Genomic DNA, 19,541 nt, shown 5'->3' on the forward strand with positions numbered 1-19,541 from the left:
AATACCTTATCACTTAATATTCCTGTTACAATAAATGCGTAACTCTCTTATAACAGCAAAGTTACGCATTTATTGTGTTGACTTAAAATAAATTATTGAATGTATTATTTATTAGATACCTTGATATAATTTTCAATGGCTAAAGTCATTGACGGAACACCTGGGGTTGGTGCGGCGATATCTACAACTAGCCCTGCATCTGTACAAGCCTTGCTCGTATTGGTTCCAAAGGCAGCAATACGGGTATTATTCTGCTTAAAATCTGGGAAGTTTTTAAATAATGATTGAATACTTGAAGGGCTGAAAAATGCAATTACATCGTAGAATACTTCAGCTAAATCTGATAGATCGCTTACAACAGTTCTGAAAAGAACAGCGGGGGTAAAATCATATCCACTTTTCTCCAAAAACTTCATGGTATCTTCTGTAGCTACGTCAGAACAAGGATATAAAAATTTCTCATTCGCATGTTTTTTCAATACCTCGGCTAAATCTGCAGCAGTTTGTTTACCGAAAAAAATCTTACGCTTTCTATATTGAATGTATTTCTGAAGATATAACGCTATAGTTTCAGACAGACAGAAGTATTTCAACTCAGCTGGAACATCGTAACGCATTTCCTCACAGATTCTGAAAAAATGATCGGCAGCGTTACGACTGGTAAAGATAACTGCTGTGAAATCGGTTAGGTTGATTTTATCTTTCCTAAAGTCTCTTGCTGGCACTCCTTCAACATGAATAAACGATCTAAAGTCAACCTTTAAGTTCAGCTTTTTTGCTAAATCGTAATAAGGAGATTTTTCTGTTTCAGGTTTTGGTAAAGTAACCAAAATACTTTTTACTTTGCGAATTCTAGAGTCGTTCTTTTCTTGCATTTTCCTTTTCCTGCTACAATCCTATCGTTTTAATTAGTATTAAAATAGGACATATTTCGAGGGCGCAAAAGTACAAAAATAAATGCATTCGAGAAAACTTATTATTAGAAAGTATAGTTACACCAGCTCTTAGTAATTGAAATGCAAAAATAATGCCTAACAGTAAGAATGCCAACACAATATACACTACTCCATATTTGAGTGGAGATAATGCAAATGCAACCACCAAAGGGATAAAAAGTAATGATGCATTGAAATAACTGAGGTACAAAATAGAGATGTATTCGCCAACGGGCTTTTGAACATTAAAAAGATAACCAAGAAAGCGCAGTATGATTAATTTTAATGCATAAAACACAATTATGGTGATGGAGATGGTAAAGAAAAACCTAAATCCATCTTTAGCTTGGTACATATCGTAATACTGCGCAACAAGAAAGAAAAACATTCCTAAGATGAAACCGAACTGGATGAATAAGAGCAAAAATGGCCAAGAACTAAATAAATTATCCTCTTTATTTATGTTATTTAATATTCTATTGCTAAAGAAAGATTGAACGATTGCAGAGAGCTGTTTGGAAAAGGCATTTTTTAGAATTGCAAAAATAACCAACATAGCAAAAATGAACCCCAGCAAACCAACATTTCCCTTTGGAATACTTGCACCGAGTTGGTAAGGATTCGCTTTCTTTTTTAGATACTGATATTTTTTCTGCCATGCCAATAAATCGAGCTTCGGAAAAACATATTCTTTTTGAATGGTATCGAGCAGGGCGCCCTTATTGATTAAACTATCTGGTAAAACCCAAGTGTGATGAATGATGGAATCAGTAACAAAAACTTGTCTGGCAAGCGTTGCAGAATCGGGACGATATCTTCTGTATTGATATTTGACCACCGAACTTGAATCTGATTTAGCCTGAATTTGCTGCGCTGAAAGGGAATCAGCAAACAATAAAAACGCAAATAAAACTAAAATGATTTTCGGCATGCTTAATCAAAAATATGAATGCAAAAGTAATTGAATAATCATTGTTTACCTAAAGAAAATAAATGGATTTAGAATATGCTGTATCTTTGCTGCAATGTCAGGTATCTATATCCATATTCCCTTTTGTAAAAAGGCTTGCCACTATTGCGATTTTCATTTCAGTACATCTTTAAAATATGCTGATGAAATGGTTGAAGCCATTTGCAAGGAAATCAAAATGAAAAAGGATAGAATTTCGGGTCAGGTTGGTTCAATATACTTTGGTGGAGGAACACCGTCTATTTTATCTCAAGCAGCTTTACAAAAGATTTTCGATGCGATAATCCAGACATTTTCTGTTGATGGAAATGCAGAGATTACCATTGAAACCAATCCTGACGATTTAACCGCACAAAAATTAAAAGAGTTAAAAAAGCTCCCAGTTAACCGTTTCAGCGTAGGCATTCAATCTTTTTTTAATGAGGATTTAATTTGGATGAACAGGGCACATAATGCCGATGAAGCCGAAAATTGCATTAAAAGAAGCCAGGATGCAGGTTTTGAAAACTTAACACTCGATTTGATTTATGGCTACCCGTTGCTAACGGATACAAAATGGCTGAGTAACATTGATAAAGCAATCGATTTACAAGTGCCGCACATTTCTGCTTACGCATTGACAGTTGAGCCTAGAACGGCTTTAGCCCACGCCATTAAAAACAAAAAACAAAGCCCTGTTAACGATAACCAAAGTGCCGCCCAATTTGTGATATTGATGGATAAATTAACCAAAGCGGGTTTTGAGCATTATGAAATTTCGAATTTTGCCAATCCAGGTTGTTATGCGGTTCACAATACAAACTATTGGAAAGGTGTTAATTACATTGGCATCGGGCCATCGGCGCATGGTTTCGATGGACAAAACCGATATATGAATCCTGCTAATAATTCAATTTATATTGAAAAAATAGAAAGTAACAAACTGCCCGAAATTGTAGAAGAATTGAGTTTGAACGACCGTTTTAACGAATATATGATGACATCCCTAAGAACCATGTGGGGCACTGATTTACAAAAGATAAAAGCTGACTTTGGAAAGGATTTCTTAGAAGAAACTCAACATAACCTCCGCAGTTTTGAAGATAAGGATTGGTTGATGATTGATGGTGATAACATAAAACTAAGCCAAAGTGGGAAGCTCTTTGCCGACCATATTGCTTCGGAATTGTTCATAGTTAATGATTGAATTAGAGAATGAGTGAATTAGAGAATTACTGAACATATCGGATATAATTGACATACACTCATCCAATCCTCAATCATTCAAAAATTAATTTATATGTCGAAAATTGTATGGATTACAGGCGCATCTTCAGGTATTGGAGAAGCCTTAGTTTACGAATATTTTAAAGCTGGAGACAAGTTGATTATCTCTGCACGTAACCGCGATGAGCTGTTTCGTGTAAAAGGGAATTGCCAAAATTCTTTTAATGTTCATGTTTTGCCTTTCGATTTAAGCGAAACTGTAACGCTTCAAAATAAAGCTGAAGATGCCATTAAAATCTTCGGGAAAATCGACTTGTTAATTAATAGCGGCGGCGTTAGTCAGCGGGGATTGGCAATGGAAACCGATTTAAAAACGGAACAGCAAATTATGGATACCAATTTTTGGGGAACCGTGGTTTTAAGTAAAGCTGTTTTACCATTAATGATTAAAAACGGTGGCGGGCAAATTGTTGTGATAAGCAGCTTGGTCGGAAAATTCGGAACAAAATTACGTTCCGCATATTCAGCCTCGAAGCATGCTTTGCATGGTTATTTCGATTCTCTACGCTCAGAGGTGTATGATAAAAATATCGAAATTACAATTATTTGTCCGGGCTTTATTAAAACGAATGTTACCTATAATGCCCTTACCGGAGACGGAAAACCACTAAACCTTATGGGTGATGCACATGAAGCTGCTATGACTGCTTCGGTATGTGCCGCAGAAATTGTTAAAGCAATTACTGCAAAAAAAGAGGAGGTTTACATTGGTGGTAAGGAAACCAAAGCCATTTGGTTAAAACGCTTTTTCCCTAAAATATTCTCGAAAAAGATTAGGGAAGCAAAGGTTACCTAATCTCTGCCATTTTTTATTGTGGGTTTTAAACCTGAGTTTTTTGTACAGGTTTAAATTTTCTAAACCGTATTGTAGCGATATCCTTTTGGCTCTGGTTCTGAGCGCAGCCGAAGAACTGCCAAAAGATTTAGCGAAAAGACGGACTGCTGAAACCGAAGTGATTGCGTAGCACCTTTACGAATAACTTTAATAACCTGATTATAAGTGAATTAATTATATTTTTTGTTTCAAAAAAACCAAGTATCTACAAGGCGTCGTACATGGAATCAAATAACAGAAACTTAAAAAAACAAATAATGAAAAATTTAATCTTATCTGCATTTGCTGTAATTACTATGGCATTTACAACTCAAGTTTACGCTCAAAAAAATCCGATGGTTGGTGGAGCAGCAATGTATGCTAACAAAGATATTGTTGATAACGCAGTAAACTCTAAAGACCACACTACACTTGTTGCAGCGGTTAAAGCTGCTGGTTTAGTAGAAACGTTAAAAAGCGCTGGCCCATTCACGGTTTTTGCTCCAACAAATGCTGCTTTTGATAAATTGCCAGCAGGAACTGTTGCAACTTTAGTGAAACCAGAAAACAAAGCAATGCTTACAAAAATTTTAACTTATCATGTTGTTGCTGGCAAAATGGATAGCAAAGCAATTGCAAAAGCAATTAAAGCTGGTGGTGGAAAAGCAGAATTTACTACTGTTCAGGGCGAGAAATTAACTGCCAAAATGATGGGTAAAAAGTTAATCTTAACAGATGCTAAAGGTGGAATGAGTACTGTAACTATCGCTGACGTTAATCAATCGAATGGCGTTATCCATGTTGTGGATACTGTTTTGATGCCAAACTAATATAATACACCATAAAATATTAAGAGCCTCTGCAATGCAGAGGCTTTTTTGCTTTGGTTAAAACCGAAGTCAGTCATTACTCGTAAATGTTGATGCGTAGAAATGATCCATATAAAATATAATGCATCCCATGCGATTTTTAATTAAATGTTCTTGCATTAAAGCAGGGACATTTTTTATATAAACTCAATCGGTGTTGATGGTAATTGTCAGATATATTTCACGTTTTGGATTTTGTACCATTTGCTATAATTAACTACATAATTTTGCTGTAGAAAGCGTTATTTACCAAATAAAATGCATGCATCCCAATATTATAAAAATACAAGAAAACATCGAGCCTTTAAGGCAGCAGATTATTAATCATAAGGTTTATTCGGCCATTAGTGAATTAGAAGATCTACAGGTTTTTATGGAGCACCATATTTACGCTGTTTGGGATTTTATGTCGCTGCTTAAAGCCTTGCAAATAAATTTAACCTGTACCACATTACCTTGGTTTCCTGTTGGAGATGCGGTTACCAGACAATTAATTAATGAAATTGTAGCTGGCGAAGAAAGCGATGTTGATGCTAATGGCGACATTAAAAGCCACTTTGAGTTGTATTTGGATGCTATGCAGCAATGTGGCGCCAATACCGAACCAATTAATCATTTCTTACTTTCCTTAAAAAAGGGGCGTGATTTTGACATGGCTTTTGAACTTGCTGAGGTTCCCCTATCGGCAAGAGAGTTCGTTAACTCTACTTTTGAAACTATTAACAGTGGCAAAACGCATTTGCAGTCAGCTAGCTTTACTTTCGGTCGAGAAGATTTAATTCCAAACATGTTCTTTAGCATGGTAAATGATATAAATAGCATTCAACCTGATAAGGTTTCTATTTTTAAATATTACCTAGATCGCCATATAGAAGTAGATGGCGATCATCATAGTCATTTAGCTTTATCGATGACAGAAAAACTTTGCGAAAAAGATGAACTTTTTTGGATTGAGGCTGAAGAGACCACTAAGATTGCCTTGCAAAAACGCATCGATTTGTGGGACGCTGCTTATGCCGAAATTGTAGGCAGAAAGGTATTGGCTGAGGGTTAACTGTTCAAGTTATCGATTGAGCATCACTAGGTAAAATATTTTTCTTGTTAAGTTATTGTAAATTCTGAATTAAGTAATTTTAGTCACATTTATTCACGGATATTCAATTTGTAAAATAAAATTTACACATTTGTTGTTCGTCCACAAATAACGGATTTTAAGCGCATGAGTTTCATTTTAAAACCAGTAGACATCGTTGAGAGTATAACTCCTGAGGATTTTAAAAAAAATTACCTGAAAACAAAACGCCCATTAGTAATTAAAGGCTTAACTAAAGATTGGCCTGCGAGAGAGAAATGGACGACTGAATATTTAAAGGAAATTGGTGGAGAACTGGAAGTGCCGTTGTACGATAATTCAAAAGCAGACCCATCTAAGCCGATTAATGCTGCTACAGCACACATGAAATTCGGCGATTACCTGGATTTAATTAAACGTGAGCCTACCGAATTGAGAATCTTCTTTTTTAATTTATTTAAGAAAGTGCCGAGCTTAATTAATGATATTAAAATTCCGAAAGATTTAATGGGTGGCTTTATAGAAAGTATGCCCGCAATGTTTTTCGGAGGTTCCAATTCGGTAACTTTTTTACACTACGATATCGATTTACCTCATATTTTCCACACTCATTTTGGCGGCAGAAAACACATTGTTCTTTTCGACAATAAATGGAAAGACAGGTTGTATTGCCTACCGAATGCAACCTATGCTTTGGAAGATTATGATGTTGCCAACCCTGATTTCAAAAAATTCCCTGCCTTAAACGGCGTTGAGGGTTATGAGGTTTTCTTGGAGCATGGCGATACCTTATTTATGCCTACAGGAATGTGGCACTGGATGAAATATCTTGATGGTTCGTTCTCTTTAAGCTTGCGTGCTTGGGACCAATCGATTACCCGCAAAGTCGCCAGCGTTTGGAGCTTATTTACGCATGGCGCTATTGATAGTTTAATCAAAATGACCTTCAAAGAGAAGTACGCTCATTGGAGAGAGAAAAAAGCGGTTAAAATTGCTGAAAAAGCATTGGCAAAGGGAAGACCTTAAAATAAAATAGATCTAACCACGTTTAAGTGGTTTGGGGAAAGCAATTTCAACGGGGAATCGATGTATCGATAGCCCCGTTTTTTTGTATCAGCTATTAATGCTGAAAGTTAATTTATTTCATAAAATCAATATGAGTAACGTTTGAGGGGTCGTCATTGCGAGAAACTATTTTTCATAGTTTCGTGGCAAACTCATTGCTATTAGCACATTGAAATGAGCAAGGAGGAGATTGCCACGAATATTACCGATGAAGAATCGGAGAATATTCTCGCAAGGACAGAAAACGTAAATGGTAGCATGTCAAAGCATAAATTAAAATCTTAAGTCTAATCATTCGAGAAATTCAATCTAAATAATGGAAATCAACATACTTACAGAAAAACAAAAAATGCTGGCTGGCAAAGCTTACCAAGCTGGCGGCTCCGAATTATCGCAAGAAAGATTAAAGGCCCGAGAAATTGTTTACGAATTTAATAACCTAGCGCCGAAATTTATCAAACAACGCAAGGAGTTGCTGAAAAGATTGTTCGGTAAAACTGAAAAAATGTTTTACGTTGAACCGCCTTTCCGTTGCGATTACGGCTACAATATCGAAATCGGAGGCAACTTTTACGCAAACTTTAATTTAGTCATTTTAGATTGCGCTAAAGTTAGTATTGGTAATAGTGTTTTTATTGCGCCAAACGTTGCGATTTATACTGCTGGTCACCCAATACACGCACACCTACGCGACCAGGAATACGAATGGGCACAGGAAGTTACCATTGGCAACAGTGTTTGGATTGGTGGAAACGTGGTGATAAATCCAGGTGTAAAAATCGGCTCGAATGTGGTTATTGGTTCTGGTAGTGTGGTTACAAGAGATGTTCCTGATAATGTTTTTGCTGCTGGAAATCCTTGCAGGGTTATCCGCCAGCTTACGGACGAGGATAAGGATTTTTATTATAAGGATTTTAAATTAGGAGAATAGGTTGTCGACTTGTCATCTTGAGCTTGTCGAAAGATATGGTCTTTGACAAGCTCAGACTGACAATATAGTTTATTCCCATTTTCCGTCTTCCCTCCTACATCTTACAGTTCCACTAACTCGAATGGTCTACAAAGATTTTCCACTCGCCATTTAGCTTCTTGAAAAGCAAAGTGAAATAACCTTGAGGCTCATCTTTCTCACGCTTTAAATGCCAGCTTCCTAAAACAAAAGCTACATCTTTATTTAAGAAATCTACTTTCTTAATGCCGAAAGTCAATTGTCCCATTCCTGCTTTACCCTGATAAGTCTTTTTGTAATTATCTAAAGTTTTTTGCCAGCCATAAGTTGGTCCGCTTTGCCCAACAAAAAGCAAGCTGTCGCTTTTTACATAACCTTGCATAAAAGCTCCCAAATCTCCCTTATTCCAGTTAAGACGTTGTTTTTCCAGCACATTTAAAATGGCTTGTTTATCTATTGGTGTTTGGGCAAAGGTTCCGAACGAAACCATCATTAAGGTAATAATTAAGATTCTTTTCATAATTTTCAGGTCTTGTTGTACAGATATAAAACAAAATATTTCGTTCCGTGTATAAAAATTGTTTCTTTACATTTTCAATCCTCTATATGCAAAATAAAGTTATCACAATCGGCGAAATACTCTGGGATGTTTTTCCTGATGGAAAAAAGGCTGGCGGTTCGAGTATGAACGTTGCACTAAATCTTCATAAACAAAGTGTAAACAGCAGTTTTATAAGCGCCGTTGGCGATGATGATAACGGTAAGGAACTACTAAATTTTCTTGGTGGAAATCATTTCCCGACTGATTTAATCCAAATTAATCCCGAATTGCCGACCAGCACTGTTGTGGTTCAACTGGATGAAAACCACCAGGCGACTTATACCATAAAACAACCTGTTGCCTGGGATGATATCAAATTAAACGATAAAAATATTGAAGCCGTAAAACAAGCCGACGCATTGGTTTATTGCAGCTTAACTTGTCGTGAGGAGCAGTCAAAAAAGACAATTCTTTCGCTTTTGGAACATGCGAAAACAAAAATTTTCGACATCAATTTGCGTGCACCATTTTATGAAAAAGAATTAATTGGTGAGCTTTTAACCCATGCTGATATCTTAAAAATTAATGAAGATGAAATTGTTTGGGTTCGTGATACTTTTGGTTTAACGGGAAATACGGATGAGCAAATTTTAAAACAACTTTCAGCCCAATTCAACATCGAAATTATTTGCTTAACACTGGGTGATAAAGGTGCGTGTGTTTTAAAAGACGGCAAGTTGTTTAAACATGCTGGCTACAAAGTCCAGGTTGTGGATACAGTTGGGGCTGGTGATGCTTTCTTAGCTACTTTTATTGCTTGTTATTTACAAGGCTACTCAATGGAAACGATTTTGGATAATGCCTGTAAGGTTGGGGCATTTGTGGCATCGCAAGCTGGTGCAAATCCTGAGTATAATAAGAAGATTTATCATATGGCGTTGGGTTAGTTTCTGCCATGGAAAATTACCATCACGTCATTGCGAGGCACGAAGCAATCTTAAAGCTATGGGTTTTTATATCGATCGTAGTAAGATTGCTTCGTACCTCGCAATGACGACCGCATAAAGCTTTTGACACTCAGTCATTGCCGTTGACTTCAGTCAACGGTTACAAAAAAATTATTGTCACATCGCTTATTACGCTGGGTTTGCGTTAGGGATTGTAAGGGTTCAGTACCGATTCTTCATCGGTACCGCAGCGAAGCGGAGCCCTGAAAAGCCCGACCCTTGCGTAGCTTGGGAAACGCCCAAATCAGTTTTCAGTTGGAAGTTTTCGTTTTGTTCTTTAAGCTTTAGTCTTTGCGATTTCACCCAAATATGACACCCCGCTTAAATTAATCCAAATCGAAACTTTTACCTTTAATAATTCGTTAATACAAGCACATGAGAGGTTTTCGTTTTTCTGATTATAAGCCTGGCGATACGCCAAAGGGTGGGTTCGATGAGTTGCTGAAATTATTTAGCGAATTGCTAAATTATACTTCGGGCGATGCGGCTGAGGCATTAAGCTGGCTCAACGAACTCGACAAACAATACAAATTAACCAATAATGATTACGGCATCGGGAATTTTATCGATGATTTGAAAGATAAGGGTTACCTGACTGAAGATAACAAATCTGGAGAGTTTAAGATTACGGCTAAAACTGAGCAAACAATTCGTAAATCGGCTCTGGATGAGATTTTCGGTAAACTGAAAAAATCTGGCCGTGGGAATCATAACAGCAACCAATCGGGCATTGGCGAAGAGAAAAATGCCGATAGACGCGAATATAGTTTTGGCGATAGTTTAGACCAAATCGATATGACAGCTTCTATACAAAATGCACAAATAAACCACGGAATAGGCGATTTCACATTAACTGACAGAGATTTGGAGGTGGAAGAAAAGGATTTCAAAACCTTAACTTCTACAGTGCTGATGATTGATATTTCGCATTCGATGATTTTATACGGCGAGGACAGAATTACACCTGCAAAGAAAGTAGCGATGGCTTTGGCAGAACTGATTAAAACAAAATATCCGAAAGATACCTTGGATATTGTGGTTTTTGGAAACGATGCGTGGCCGATTACGGTTAAGGATTTGCCTTACTTGCAGGTTGGCCCATACCACACCAATACTTACGCAGGTTTGGAATTGGCAGCAGATTTACTTCGACGCAGGAAAACGCATAACAAGCAAATTTTTATGATTACAGACGGGAAACCAACCTGTTTGAAAGAAAATGGCAAGTATTATAAAAATAGTATGGGCTTGGATAGAAAGGTGATTAATAAAACCTTAAATATGGCTGCACAGTGCAAGCGATTGAAAATCCCAATCACGACGTTTATGATTGCCAAAGACCCTTATTTGCAACAATTCGTTCGTCAGTTTACCGAAATTAACGGTGGAAGAGCTTTCTACAGCTCGTTGAACGGATTGGGCGAATACATTTTTGAAGATTACATTAAGAACAGAAGAAAAACAGTAAAATAGTTGGAAGTTTTTAGTCCGAAGCAGGAAAAACAAGATAACACAATGGCGAAACGTACAAATAAATATAAGTTAACATTAGAAGAAATATCTTTAGCAAAGGAAGACGATTTATCAAACGCCCCTCTAACATTAGAATTCGATAATCACGATAACCTTTTCAATATTATAAACGCCGTTAAAAGCAAAAGCATTTTTGAAGATGAAAATCAAAGTGTAGAGTTTGCTATTGGCTTGAAAATGTTTACCGAAGTAATACTCAAAAACAGAGATAATGAGCTTTTTAAAGAACTGCAACCAGCTATTGGTGAGTTTATGAAAAAGCTAAAAAGTAAATAAATTAAAAAACAAAAGACAGATTTAGCTTATGGTTAGGCGCATTGCAAAACCTTAAAAACTAAATCCTACACCCTAAACCTCAATATGCAAAACACCACATTAGGCGAATTAAAAACCACAGGATATAAATCGAGGTCGGTTAAAGAAGAGCTGAGAGAAAACCTGATTAAGGTTCTTAGAGATAAAAAAACAGAATTCGAGGGCATTATCGGTTACGATGAAACCGTGATTCCAGAGTTGCAGACTGCAATACTTTCTCGTCACAACATTTTACTTTTAGGTTTACGCGGTCAGGCGAAAACGCGTATTGCCCGTTTAATGGTAAACTTATTGGATGAATATGTGCCATACGTTGCTGGAAGCGAAATTTTTGACGACCCCTTGAACCCGATTTCATGGTATGCAAAAAACGAAATCGCCACCAAAGGTGATGCTACGGAAATTGCCTGGTTACACCGAAGCGAACGTTATACAGAAAAATTAGCTACACCTGATGTTACCGTTGCAGATTTAATTGGCGATGTTGACCCGATTAAAGCAGCGACTTTAAAATTAACCTACAATGATGAGCGTGTAATTCACTTTGGCTTAATCCCCCGTGCACACCGCAGTATTTTTGTAATTAACGAATTGCCCGATTTGCAAGCTAGAATTCAGGTGGCTCTGTTTAATATGCTACAGGAAAAAGACATCCAGATTCGCGGTTTCAAATTGCGTTTACCTTTGGATATTCAGTTTGTGTTTACCGCAAACCCTGAAGATTATACCAATCGCGGAAGTATTGTAACGCCGTTGAAAGATAGAATTGAAAGTCAGATTTTAACGCACTACCCGAAAAGCATCGAGATTTCCCGTAAAATTACTTTCCAGGAAGCTAAACTTACAGCCGAACAAAGAGCAAATATCGAGGCCGATGGCTTGGTAAAAGATTTGGTCGAACAAATTGCTTTCGAAGCACGTAAAAGTGAATATATCGACCAAAAATCGGGTGTTTCGGCAAGATTAACCATATCTGCATACGAAAATTTAATCAGCACTGCTGAACGCAGAATGTTAATTTCTGGCGAGAAAAATACGGTTGTTCGTTTGGCAGATTTAGCAGGAATTATTCCTGCGATAACAGGTAAAATAGAACTGGTTTACGAGGGCGAATTGGAGGGACCAGCTCACGTAGCTACAACTTTAATTGGTAAGGCCGTTAAAACCTTATTTGCACGTTACTTCCCAGACCCCGAAAAAGCAAAGAAATCGAAAACGGCAAACCCTTATACCGAAATTACCGAATGGTTTACCGAGGGAAATAATTTAGATGTTACCGATACATTAACAAATTCGCAGTATAAAAAAGCATTGATGTCGGTGCCGAGTCTTTATGATTTGGTTAAAAAATTCCATCCGAAGCTAAGCGAAAACCAGACTTTACTTTTAATGGAATTCGTTTTACATGGTCTGGCTGAGTACTCACAATTGAGCAAAAACTTTTTAAACGGCGGTTTCGGTTTCTCAGATATGTTCGGCAGTTTGTTTAATGCCGAGTTTGATGAGGAAGAGGATGAAGACGATTTCAGATAAAATATTTTTTAGCTTTGACAACTTTCTGTATATGCATTCAAAAAGTTGTCAAAGCTTTTTATTAATCAAGCAAATTTCTGGTAACCATAAATGGAGTTTAACGGATATCTTTTATCGTTGAGATTGAGTCAGGAGAATCTTCCTGACAGATATCCATTTAACATTCCTTTCTTAAAATCATTTCAGGAGCTTGTCTTTCATCCAAATGTTACTTTTTTTACGGGCGAGAACGGCGTGGGAAAATCCACATTGATTGAAGCACTTGCGGTAAGCTTAGGCTTCAATGCCGAGGGCGGAAGTAAAAATTTCAATTTTGCAAGTAAGGCAACACACTCAGATTTGCATAATTATTTAACAATCAGCAAAAGTTTCAGAAAACCTAAAGATGGTTTTTTCTTAAGGGGAGAAAGCTTTTATAACGTTGCCAGCGAGATTGACAAACTTGATGAAGATGTTCCTTTTGGAACTAATGGACCAAAAATTATAGACTCGTACGGTGGCATTTCTCTGCATGAACAATCTCACGGCCAATCATTTTGGTCGCTGTTTATGAACCGTTTTAACGGAAGCGGCGTTTACATTTTGGATGAGCCTGAATCTGCTTTATCAGCTACCAAGCAAATTGCCATGTTAGCCAAAATTAATAGCTTGGTTGATAAAAATGCGCAATTCATTATTACCACGCATTCCCCTATTCTTTTAGCTTACCCGAATGCAACGATTTACGAAATGGCTGATGAAAAAATAACCAAAGTAAAATATGAGGAATCTGAAATTTACAGGGTTTATAAATCTTTTTTAGACAATCCTAAACGAATTTTAGATAATATATTTACTTCAAATACTTAATTTAGGCAGACCAGAGAAACCTGCCTTATTTTTTAATTTAACTCGAATAACCCGATTGTATGGGAAGATTACCTTTTATCATTGCCGCCTGCATATTCATTATTGCTTTTGATATTTATTGCTTCAAGGCCATTGTTTCAGTTTTTAAAAAATGGAAACCTGGAACAAAAAAAATCTTCGGGATTTTATACTGGAGCTATAGTATTCTGTTAATCATAGGTGTTTTTGCTGGAATTTACCTCAATCTTTTTCTTACCCTTAGAGCCATTATTTTAGTTGCTTTCTTTTTAACTGTAGCCTGCAAATTGGCGATGTTACCATTTCTAATTCTGGATGATTTAAGAAGATTATTCATTAAACTATTCCGAAAAAAAGAAGTAATAAAAGACCAGCCAATCAGCGAGGCTGAACCAATTTCCCGTTCAGAATTTTTAGTTAAAGCAGGCCTGGTTGCAGCAGCAGTCCCTTTAACCTCTTTAAGTTGGGGCATTATTTCAGGTGCTTACGATTACCAGGTAAGAAGAGTTAATCTAATTCTTCCTAATCTTCCAAAAGCGTTTGATGGCATTACCATGGGGCAAATTTCTGATATTCACTCAGGAAGCTTTTACAACAAGACCGCAGTAAAAGGTGGCGTGGAAATGTTGTTGGGTGAAAAACCAGATTTCATTTTCTTCACCGGAGATTTGGTTAACAACTTAACGAATGAAGTAAGAGATTATCAGGATATTTTCTCGAAAGTAAAAGCACCGTTAGGCGTTTATTCCTCTTTAGGAAACCACGATTATGGTGATTATTATTTTGGCAAAGAATCATCACCCGCAAAAGTAAAAAACCTAAAAGATATGGTTGATGTACATAAGGTGATGGGCTACGATTTATTGATGAACGAAAACCGTCGCTTAAAAGTTGATGGAGAAGAAATCGGGATTTTAGGCATCGAAAACTGGGGAATGGGCCGTTTTCCGAAATACGGAAAAATGGAACTGGCGGTTCAAAATACAGATGATTTGCCAGTCAAACTTTTGCTAAGCCACGACCCCTCGCATTGGCGTGGTGAAGTTCTACAGAAATACCCGCAAATAGATGCCATGTTCAGCGGGCACACACACGGGATGCAGTTTGGTGTTCGCTTAAAAGAATATCAATGGAGCCCTGTGCAATACATTTACAAAGAATGGGCGGGTTTGTATCAAGAGCAGAAACAACAGCTTTACGTTAATGTTGGCTATGGTTTCTTAGGTTATCCTGGACGAGTTGGTGTTTTACCAGAGATAACGATTTTTACGTTGAAGAGGGCTTAACAAATTTCGAATGAGAAAATGATTGAATGAGTGAATATTTTAGCATCTCGCTTAAATTCTCTCATTCAATCATTCAAAACTCAATCATTAGTTTTATCCCGCATTGAAGCGATATCCTACCCCCCTCACCGTTTGCAACAACTGCGGATTATCAGGATTTAATTCAATCTTTTTACGCAAACGAACAATGTGCATATCTAAGGTCCGTGTGTTCACATCTGAGTTGTAACCCCAAACCACCAGCATCAATTCATCACGATTAATTACCTTACCAGGATTACGCAAGAAATAAAGCAGAATACGGTTTTCCAAAATTGTTAATTCAATCTTCTTACCTTCTCTAAACAAAGTATGGATATTTGGATGATGTTCCATGTTACCGAAACGGTGAATTTCAGCTGTATCTTTGTTCACAATGAATTTCACTTTACTTTCCAGCATCGCCACCAAAACATCCATATTAAATGGTTTTGTAATATAATCTGATGCGCCAAAATTGTAAGCATCAATTTTATCTACATCCTGTGCTTTGGCTGTCATCATGATAATTAAATTATCAAAACCTTGTTTACGAACATTTTCGCAAACTTCTGCGCCTTGTTTACCGGGCATCATCCAATCTAGCAAAACAATATCTGGTTGATCTGCCAAAATCATTCTTTCACCAGCTTCGCCATCATTGGCTTCGAGCACATTATAGCCTTCCGTTTTTAAACGATGTGCAACCAAAAAGCGAAGATTTTCATCATCCTCTACAATTAATATTTTTACTTCTTTAGACATTTGTGTTTTATTAGGGTTGAAAGGCTGCTAAGTTAAAATGTTTTAAGGTTACCTAGCAACGTTTCGGATTTTCAATTTACAATGTAATAATCATTACTAAGTTTTACCTATTTACTTTGATTAGGCAAGCAACATATAACTTTACAACATTTCAACATTTAACTATTATAAGGCAACACGATTTTAAATTCGGTGCCCACTCCTACTTTGCTTCTTACCGAGATTTCTCCCTGCATAAAGTTAACCAGTTCTTTGCAGAAAGCCAAACCTAAGCCCACGCTTCCCATCTGGTTATATTCATTCTGTATTCTGAAAAACTTTTTAAATATATTGTTTAATTCTGAAGATGGAATTCCGATTCCCTTATCAGCAAAGCGAAAAACCAAAACACCTTTTATCAGCTTTGCGCTAATATGCAGCTTCTTATTGCCTGGATTTGAATATTTGTAAGCATTCTCTGCCAAGTTATCGTACAAACTACCCAACAAAACCGGATCGGTAATGAATGTTTTAAAGCCGACCACCTCGTATGTCATTTTAAAATCGGGATGTTTTAAGGTGTGCGATTCTATGGTACTTTCAATAAAATCGACAATGTTAACTTCCTCTTGATTCAGGTTAATAGCCTTATTCTCAATCTGCGTAAAGGCCAACAATTTGTTCATCAAACCATTTAACTTATCGGCTTCTTCGTCTAATATTTTTCCGTACAAGTTGAGTTCCTTTTGTGATAAACTTGTGGCGCTCTTAATGTTGTTTCCCGCAATCTTAATTACACTAACCGGCGTTTTAAATTCATGTGTGAGGTTATTAACAAAATCGTATTGCAGTTTAAACATCTTACTGTTGATGTTTAAGTTACGGTAAATTAAAAAAGCAACCAGCAAAAGTACACCGTAAACCAAAAGCAGTACCAAGGCAATTGGCATAAAATAAATAAATATCTCTTTTTTGATATACGATTTTGAGGAAACCAAATAAATTTTGAAGTTGGAAAATGCACCAGGCAATGCGATTTCAGTGGTAATTTTTTCTTCGGAAGTATCTATTGGATCATAGGTAAGCGGCTCAACACGTATAGATTGGTACAGAAGTGGCCGGGTATTGACAATCTTAATTCTATTCGCATCGAGGTTAAAAACCAATATGTCTTGTTGATAAACAGGAGCAGGATCTAACTTTCGCTTGATCATATCCTTATAGGTTTTTAAATCTTCTCTCCGCGGAATATTGAGATAAGTAATTTTATTATCATTAGAATTTACGATAGAAAAATTGGTAAAAAGTGCCTCTTGAGATGGTACTGAAGTGGTATCTAAAGATTCGACAAAAGTAGCAAGCTTAATGGCCATTGCATTAAAATCACTTCCAACGTTAAAGGAACGGGTATCTTCTTCAGAATATAATTTAACAGAATCAGGACTTATTCCCTTACCAAATTGATAGATTGCTTTAGGTCCGATGCCCAAGTGATTGGCGTTTACACCATCTTTAACCGCTGCATTTTTAACTTCTGTATCATAAAACACCACTTTAGATACGAATGGATATTTCAGCATTACCGTATCTACAAATTTTGCCGCTGTAGATGAATCGAGAAAACCATTGTAATAGGAAACCTCAGGCATTTTATTTTGGAAGAAATCGTTATAAGGCTTAATGCTTTGCTCCAGCACATTTACCTTTTCTGATACAAAATCGTTCTCTATTGATTTTTTGCTATAGTTAAAAGCGAGGAAAAGCGAAAGCACAAAAAGAATGGATATCAGTGTGATGAAGGTAATCCCTAATGTGAAATTTTTACGATAACCACTTTTTTTATCCAAGGCCATAACCTATTTCTTACCGAGATTATCTTCTAAAAACTGTTCTAAAGCCTTGTACAAAGCTGTTCTCCCTTGCTGGCGCATTACAGGATTTGGACCTTCTTCTTTTTCGATATAAGTAACCGGAACATTTCTTTTCTTCAACTCCTTAATAAACTGAACGCCTTCTGCTACATTAACACGAGGATCTTTAGGGTTTTGAGCAATAAAAACTGGTGCCTTAAATCTATCGGCATGAAAAACAGGTGATGCAAATCGCATATAATCTGTATCTGTTACCGGATTGCCAACAATTTCGTAGTACATCTGCAAGTTCGATTTTAGAAATGGTGGTATCGTTTTCAGGTAACTAAATAAATTAATTACACCAGAATTTGATCCTCCACATTTATAAAGATCGGGATTTTTATACAAACAATTTAAGGCAATATAACCCCCAAATCCATTTCCGTAAATGGCAATTTTTTTAGGGTTTGCAATTTTCTGATCGATTAACCATTTAACGCCATCATTTACATCCTCTTGAATTTTGTCGCTCCATTGCTTAAATCCTGCAGTGTAAAAAGCTTTCCCATAACCAGTAGATCCTCTATAATTAACCATTAAAACAGCGTAACCACGATTAGCCAAAAACTGCACCTCCGCATTGTAGCCCCATGTATTTCTACCACCCGGACCATTATGCGGCAAAACAACCACTGGCAAATTGGTAGCCTTTTTGTTTTTCGGCAAAGTTAAATAGCCGTTTATTGTTAAGCTATCTTTGCTCTTGAAACTAATAGGCTTCATGGCACTCATCTCCTCTTGGTTGATGGATGGGTTGATATCAGTTAGTTTTTTTAGCTTATTATCTTTCGCTGTGTACAAATAATATGAGCCAGGATTTTTATCGGTAAATGTTCTCACTACGAAAACATCGTCCATTTTATCCTTATCCATAATCCTCCATTCAGTTCTAGGCAACAATTTGTCTATTTTAGAATAGGTGTTTTTTGTACTGTCATCAAGGTAGAATTTCTCTTTTTTCCAAGTTTCGCAAGTCACAAAAATCATTTTCTTTTGGGTACGCGAATATTTGGCATCAACTACATTCAAAGTATCATTGGCAAAAAGAACTTGCTTTTCCTTTCCCGTTTTTAAATCTAAAGCTACCAATGCATTTTTATCGCGATTTACATTAGAAATGGCATAAAGTACATTTGCCTCATTTTCTGAGAAAGCAATTGGTTGTAGCGTCGTTTCGAAATTATTGGTAATTACTGGGGCAAATGCCTGACGCTCATTTTCCCGATACATTAGCGTTTCATTTACGCCATCGCTAACTACTGCAATTTTTAAAACCCCTTTATTATCCGTAATCCATTCGGTTACATTGCCAGGGTTTTTGGCGGCAATATCCATTTTACCATCTCTAACGTTTAATCGATAAACATCAAAAACCGTAGAATCTCGTTTATTTGAGGCTACAATAATGTATTTATCATCAATTAATTGATCTTCGATAACATGTAACCTACTTTTTTCGTTAGAACTTAATTGAACCTGCTTACTTCCATCTTTGTTGATCACAAAAATATCTGATCTTCGCTCTTTCGATTCATCCTCGGTATAATAGATTAGCTCATTATTGCTGGTCCAGAAATAGAAGCTGATACTTTTTTCGCTTAAGTGCGTTAATTGTACGCTGTTTCCTGTGGCTAAATCCTCCACAAAAAGATCAAGTTTTTTCTCTTGAAGTTTTAAATAGGAAAGACTTTTTCCGTTGGGAGATATGCGGTAATATGCTTTATCCTGTGTTTTAAAAAAATCATCTACAGGTATAGTTCCCTCATTATTGGTGCCTTTACAGGCCCAAATCAAAGCAACTACAACGAATAGAAAAATCTTTTTCAACATAAACAAAATCCTTT

Annotated in this window: 18 protein-coding genes; 12 read left to right on the plus strand and 6 right to left on the minus strand. The window is 36.6% G+C overall.

The features are described 5' to 3' along the window. Window positions 1-104: 104 nt before the first annotated feature. A complete protein-coding gene (locus tag EZ449_RS00610) occupies window positions 105-875 on the minus strand; it encodes a uroporphyrinogen-III synthase (RefSeq protein ID WP_131556020.1) in 771 nt (256 codons plus the stop codon). Between the two features lie 13 nt (window positions 876-888). Further along, a complete protein-coding gene (locus EZ449_RS00615; protein WP_131556021.1) occupies window positions 889-1,866 on the minus strand; it encodes a DUF4271 domain-containing protein in 978 nt (325 codons plus the stop codon). Window positions 1,867-1,960: 94 nt separating this feature from the next. Here EZ449_RS00615 and hemW point away from each other — a divergent pair, with 94 nt between their 5' ends. From hemW to EZ449_RS00645, 6 genes are all read left to right on the plus strand, one after another. Further along, window positions 1,961-3,091, plus strand: a complete 1,131-nt coding sequence (gene hemW / locus EZ449_RS00620; RefSeq protein ID WP_131556022.1) for a radical SAM family heme chaperone HemW — start codon at window positions 1,961-1,963, stop codon at window positions 3,089-3,091. A 93-nt stretch (window positions 3,092-3,184) separates the two neighbouring features. After that, window positions 3,185-3,967, plus strand: a complete 783-nt coding sequence (locus EZ449_RS00625; RefSeq protein ID WP_131556023.1) for an SDR family oxidoreductase — start codon at window positions 3,185-3,187, stop codon at window positions 3,965-3,967. A 296-nt stretch (window positions 3,968-4,263) separates the two neighbouring features. Further along, entirely contained in the window at window positions 4,264-4,815 is a 552-nt protein-coding gene (locus EZ449_RS00630; RefSeq protein ID WP_131556024.1) for a fasciclin domain-containing protein, read from the plus strand. A gap of 301 nt (window positions 4,816-5,116) precedes the next feature. Continuing rightward, the gene (locus tag EZ449_RS00635) at window positions 5,117-5,908 is read left to right on the plus strand and encodes a DUF3050 domain-containing protein (protein WP_131556025.1); all 792 of its coding nucleotides are present in this window, start codon (window positions 5,117-5,119) and stop codon (window positions 5,906-5,908) included. 165 nt (window positions 5,909-6,073) lie between these two features. Continuing rightward, on the plus strand, window positions 6,074-6,952 hold the full coding sequence (locus EZ449_RS00640; RefSeq protein ID WP_131556026.1) for a cupin-like domain-containing protein: 879 nt from the start codon (window positions 6,074-6,076) through the stop codon (window positions 6,950-6,952). 355 nt (window positions 6,953-7,307) lie between these two features. Continuing rightward, window positions 7,308-7,922: a sugar O-acetyltransferase gene (locus EZ449_RS00645; protein WP_225872185.1), complete on the plus strand. Its 615-nt coding sequence runs from the start codon at window positions 7,308-7,310 to the stop codon at window positions 7,920-7,922. Window positions 7,923-8,034: 112 nt separating this feature from the next. Here the strand turns inward: EZ449_RS00645 and EZ449_RS00650 are convergent, their stop codons facing one another. Continuing rightward, entirely contained in the window at window positions 8,035-8,460 is a 426-nt protein-coding gene (locus tag EZ449_RS00650; protein ID WP_131556027.1) for a YybH family protein, read from the minus strand. Window positions 8,461-8,546: 86 nt separating this feature from the next. Here EZ449_RS00650 and EZ449_RS00655 point away from each other — a divergent pair, with 86 nt between their 5' ends. The 6 genes from EZ449_RS00655 (at window position 8,547) to EZ449_RS00680 (ending at window position 15,022) form a co-directional block, all read left to right on the plus strand. Then, complete coding sequence (locus EZ449_RS00655; RefSeq protein WP_131556028.1) at window positions 8,547-9,428, plus strand: carbohydrate kinase family protein; 882 nt, start codon at window positions 8,547-8,549, stop codon at window positions 9,426-9,428. A 435-nt stretch (window positions 9,429-9,863) separates the two neighbouring features. Next, window positions 9,864-10,961 carry a vWA domain-containing protein gene (locus tag EZ449_RS00660; protein WP_131556029.1) on the plus strand — a complete coding sequence of 366 codons (1,098 nt, stop codon included), beginning with the start codon at window positions 9,864-9,866 and terminating at the stop codon, window positions 10,959-10,961. After that, entirely contained in the window at window positions 10,962-11,297 is a 336-nt protein-coding gene (locus EZ449_RS00665) for a DUF3861 domain-containing protein (RefSeq protein WP_225872186.1), read from the plus strand. Between the two features lie 84 nt (window positions 11,298-11,381). Next, complete coding sequence (locus tag EZ449_RS00670; RefSeq protein WP_131556030.1) at window positions 11,382-12,869, plus strand: sigma 54-interacting transcriptional regulator; 1,488 nt, start codon at window positions 11,382-11,384, stop codon at window positions 12,867-12,869. 90 nt (window positions 12,870-12,959) lie between these two features. Next, window positions 12,960-13,718: an AAA family ATPase gene (locus EZ449_RS00675; RefSeq protein WP_131556031.1), complete on the plus strand. Its 759-nt coding sequence runs from the start codon at window positions 12,960-12,962 to the stop codon at window positions 13,716-13,718. Between the two features lie 59 nt (window positions 13,719-13,777). Beyond that, entirely contained in the window at window positions 13,778-15,022 is a 1,245-nt protein-coding gene (locus EZ449_RS00680; protein WP_131556032.1) for a metallophosphoesterase, read from the plus strand. Window positions 15,023-15,115: 93 nt separating this feature from the next. Here EZ449_RS00680 and EZ449_RS00685 read toward each other — a convergent pair whose 3' ends face one another. The 3 genes from EZ449_RS00685 to EZ449_RS00695 all read right to left on the minus strand — a co-directional run bounded on the left by EZ449_RS00685 (window position 15,116) and on the right by EZ449_RS00695 (window position 19,527). After that, the gene (locus EZ449_RS00685; protein WP_131556033.1) at window positions 15,116-15,805 is read right to left on the minus strand and encodes a response regulator transcription factor; all 690 of its coding nucleotides are present in this window, start codon (window positions 15,803-15,805) and stop codon (window positions 15,116-15,118) included. Window positions 15,806-15,963: 158 nt separating this feature from the next. Beyond that, window positions 15,964-17,637: a sensor histidine kinase gene (locus tag EZ449_RS00690; protein WP_131556034.1), complete on the minus strand. Its 1,674-nt coding sequence runs from the start codon at window positions 17,635-17,637 to the stop codon at window positions 15,964-15,966. 3 nt (window positions 17,638-17,640) lie between these two features. After that, the gene (locus EZ449_RS00695; protein ID WP_131556035.1) at window positions 17,641-19,527 is read right to left on the minus strand and encodes a S9 family peptidase; all 1,887 of its coding nucleotides are present in this window, start codon (window positions 19,525-19,527) and stop codon (window positions 17,641-17,643) included. Window positions 19,528-19,541: the final 14 nt, after the last annotated feature.

This window comes from Pedobacter frigidisoli, assembly GCF_004331675.1.
In the GTDB taxonomy this organism is placed as follows: domain Bacteria; phylum Bacteroidota; class Bacteroidia; order Sphingobacteriales; family Sphingobacteriaceae; genus Pedobacter; species Pedobacter frigidisoli.

Bases quoted from the DNA above. Each gene is read 5' to 3' on its own strand.
- EZ449_RS00630 (WP_131556024.1), top strand. From the start codon at position 4,264: ATGAAAAATTTAATCTTATCTGCATTTGCTGTAATTACTATGGCATTT.
- EZ449_RS00650 (WP_131556027.1), bottom strand. From the start codon at position 8,460: ATGAAAAGAATCTTAATTATTACCTTAATGATGGTTTCGTTCGGAACC.
- EZ449_RS00690 (WP_131556034.1), bottom strand. From the start codon at position 17,637: ATGGCCTTGGATAAAAAAAGTGGTTATCGTAAAAATTTCACATTAGGG.
- EZ449_RS00695 (WP_131556035.1), bottom strand. From the start codon at position 19,527: ATGTTGAAAAAGATTTTTCTATTCGTTGTAGTTGCTTTGATTTGGGCC.
- EZ449_RS00675 (WP_131556031.1), top strand. From the start codon at position 12,960: ATGGAGTTTAACGGATATCTTTTATCGTTGAGATTGAGTCAGGAGAAT.
- EZ449_RS00615 (WP_131556021.1), bottom strand. From the start codon at position 1,866: ATGCCGAAAATCATTTTAGTTTTATTTGCGTTTTTATTGTTTGCTGAT.
- EZ449_RS00660 (WP_131556029.1), top strand. From the start codon at position 9,864: ATGAGAGGTTTTCGTTTTTCTGATTATAAGCCTGGCGATACGCCAAAG.
- EZ449_RS00645 (WP_225872185.1), top strand. From the start codon at position 7,308: ATGGAAATCAACATACTTACAGAAAAACAAAAAATGCTGGCTGGCAAA.
- hemW (WP_131556022.1), top strand. From the start codon at position 1,961: ATGTCAGGTATCTATATCCATATTCCCTTTTGTAAAAAGGCTTGCCAC.
- EZ449_RS00680 (WP_131556032.1), top strand. From the start codon at position 13,778: ATGGGAAGATTACCTTTTATCATTGCCGCCTGCATATTCATTATTGCT.
- EZ449_RS00670 (WP_131556030.1), top strand. From the start codon at position 11,382: ATGCAAAACACCACATTAGGCGAATTAAAAACCACAGGATATAAATCG.
- EZ449_RS00640 (WP_131556026.1), top strand. From the start codon at position 6,074: ATGAGTTTCATTTTAAAACCAGTAGACATCGTTGAGAGTATAACTCCT.
- EZ449_RS00685 (WP_131556033.1), bottom strand. From the start codon at position 15,805: ATGTCTAAAGAAGTAAAAATATTAATTGTAGAGGATGATGAAAATCTT.
- EZ449_RS00635 (WP_131556025.1), top strand. From the start codon at position 5,117: ATGCATCCCAATATTATAAAAATACAAGAAAACATCGAGCCTTTAAGG.
- EZ449_RS00655 (WP_131556028.1), top strand. From the start codon at position 8,547: ATGCAAAATAAAGTTATCACAATCGGCGAAATACTCTGGGATGTTTTT.
- EZ449_RS00625 (WP_131556023.1), top strand. From the start codon at position 3,185: ATGTCGAAAATTGTATGGATTACAGGCGCATCTTCAGGTATTGGAGAA.
- EZ449_RS00610 (WP_131556020.1), bottom strand. From the start codon at position 875: ATGCAAGAAAAGAACGACTCTAGAATTCGCAAAGTAAAAAGTATTTTG.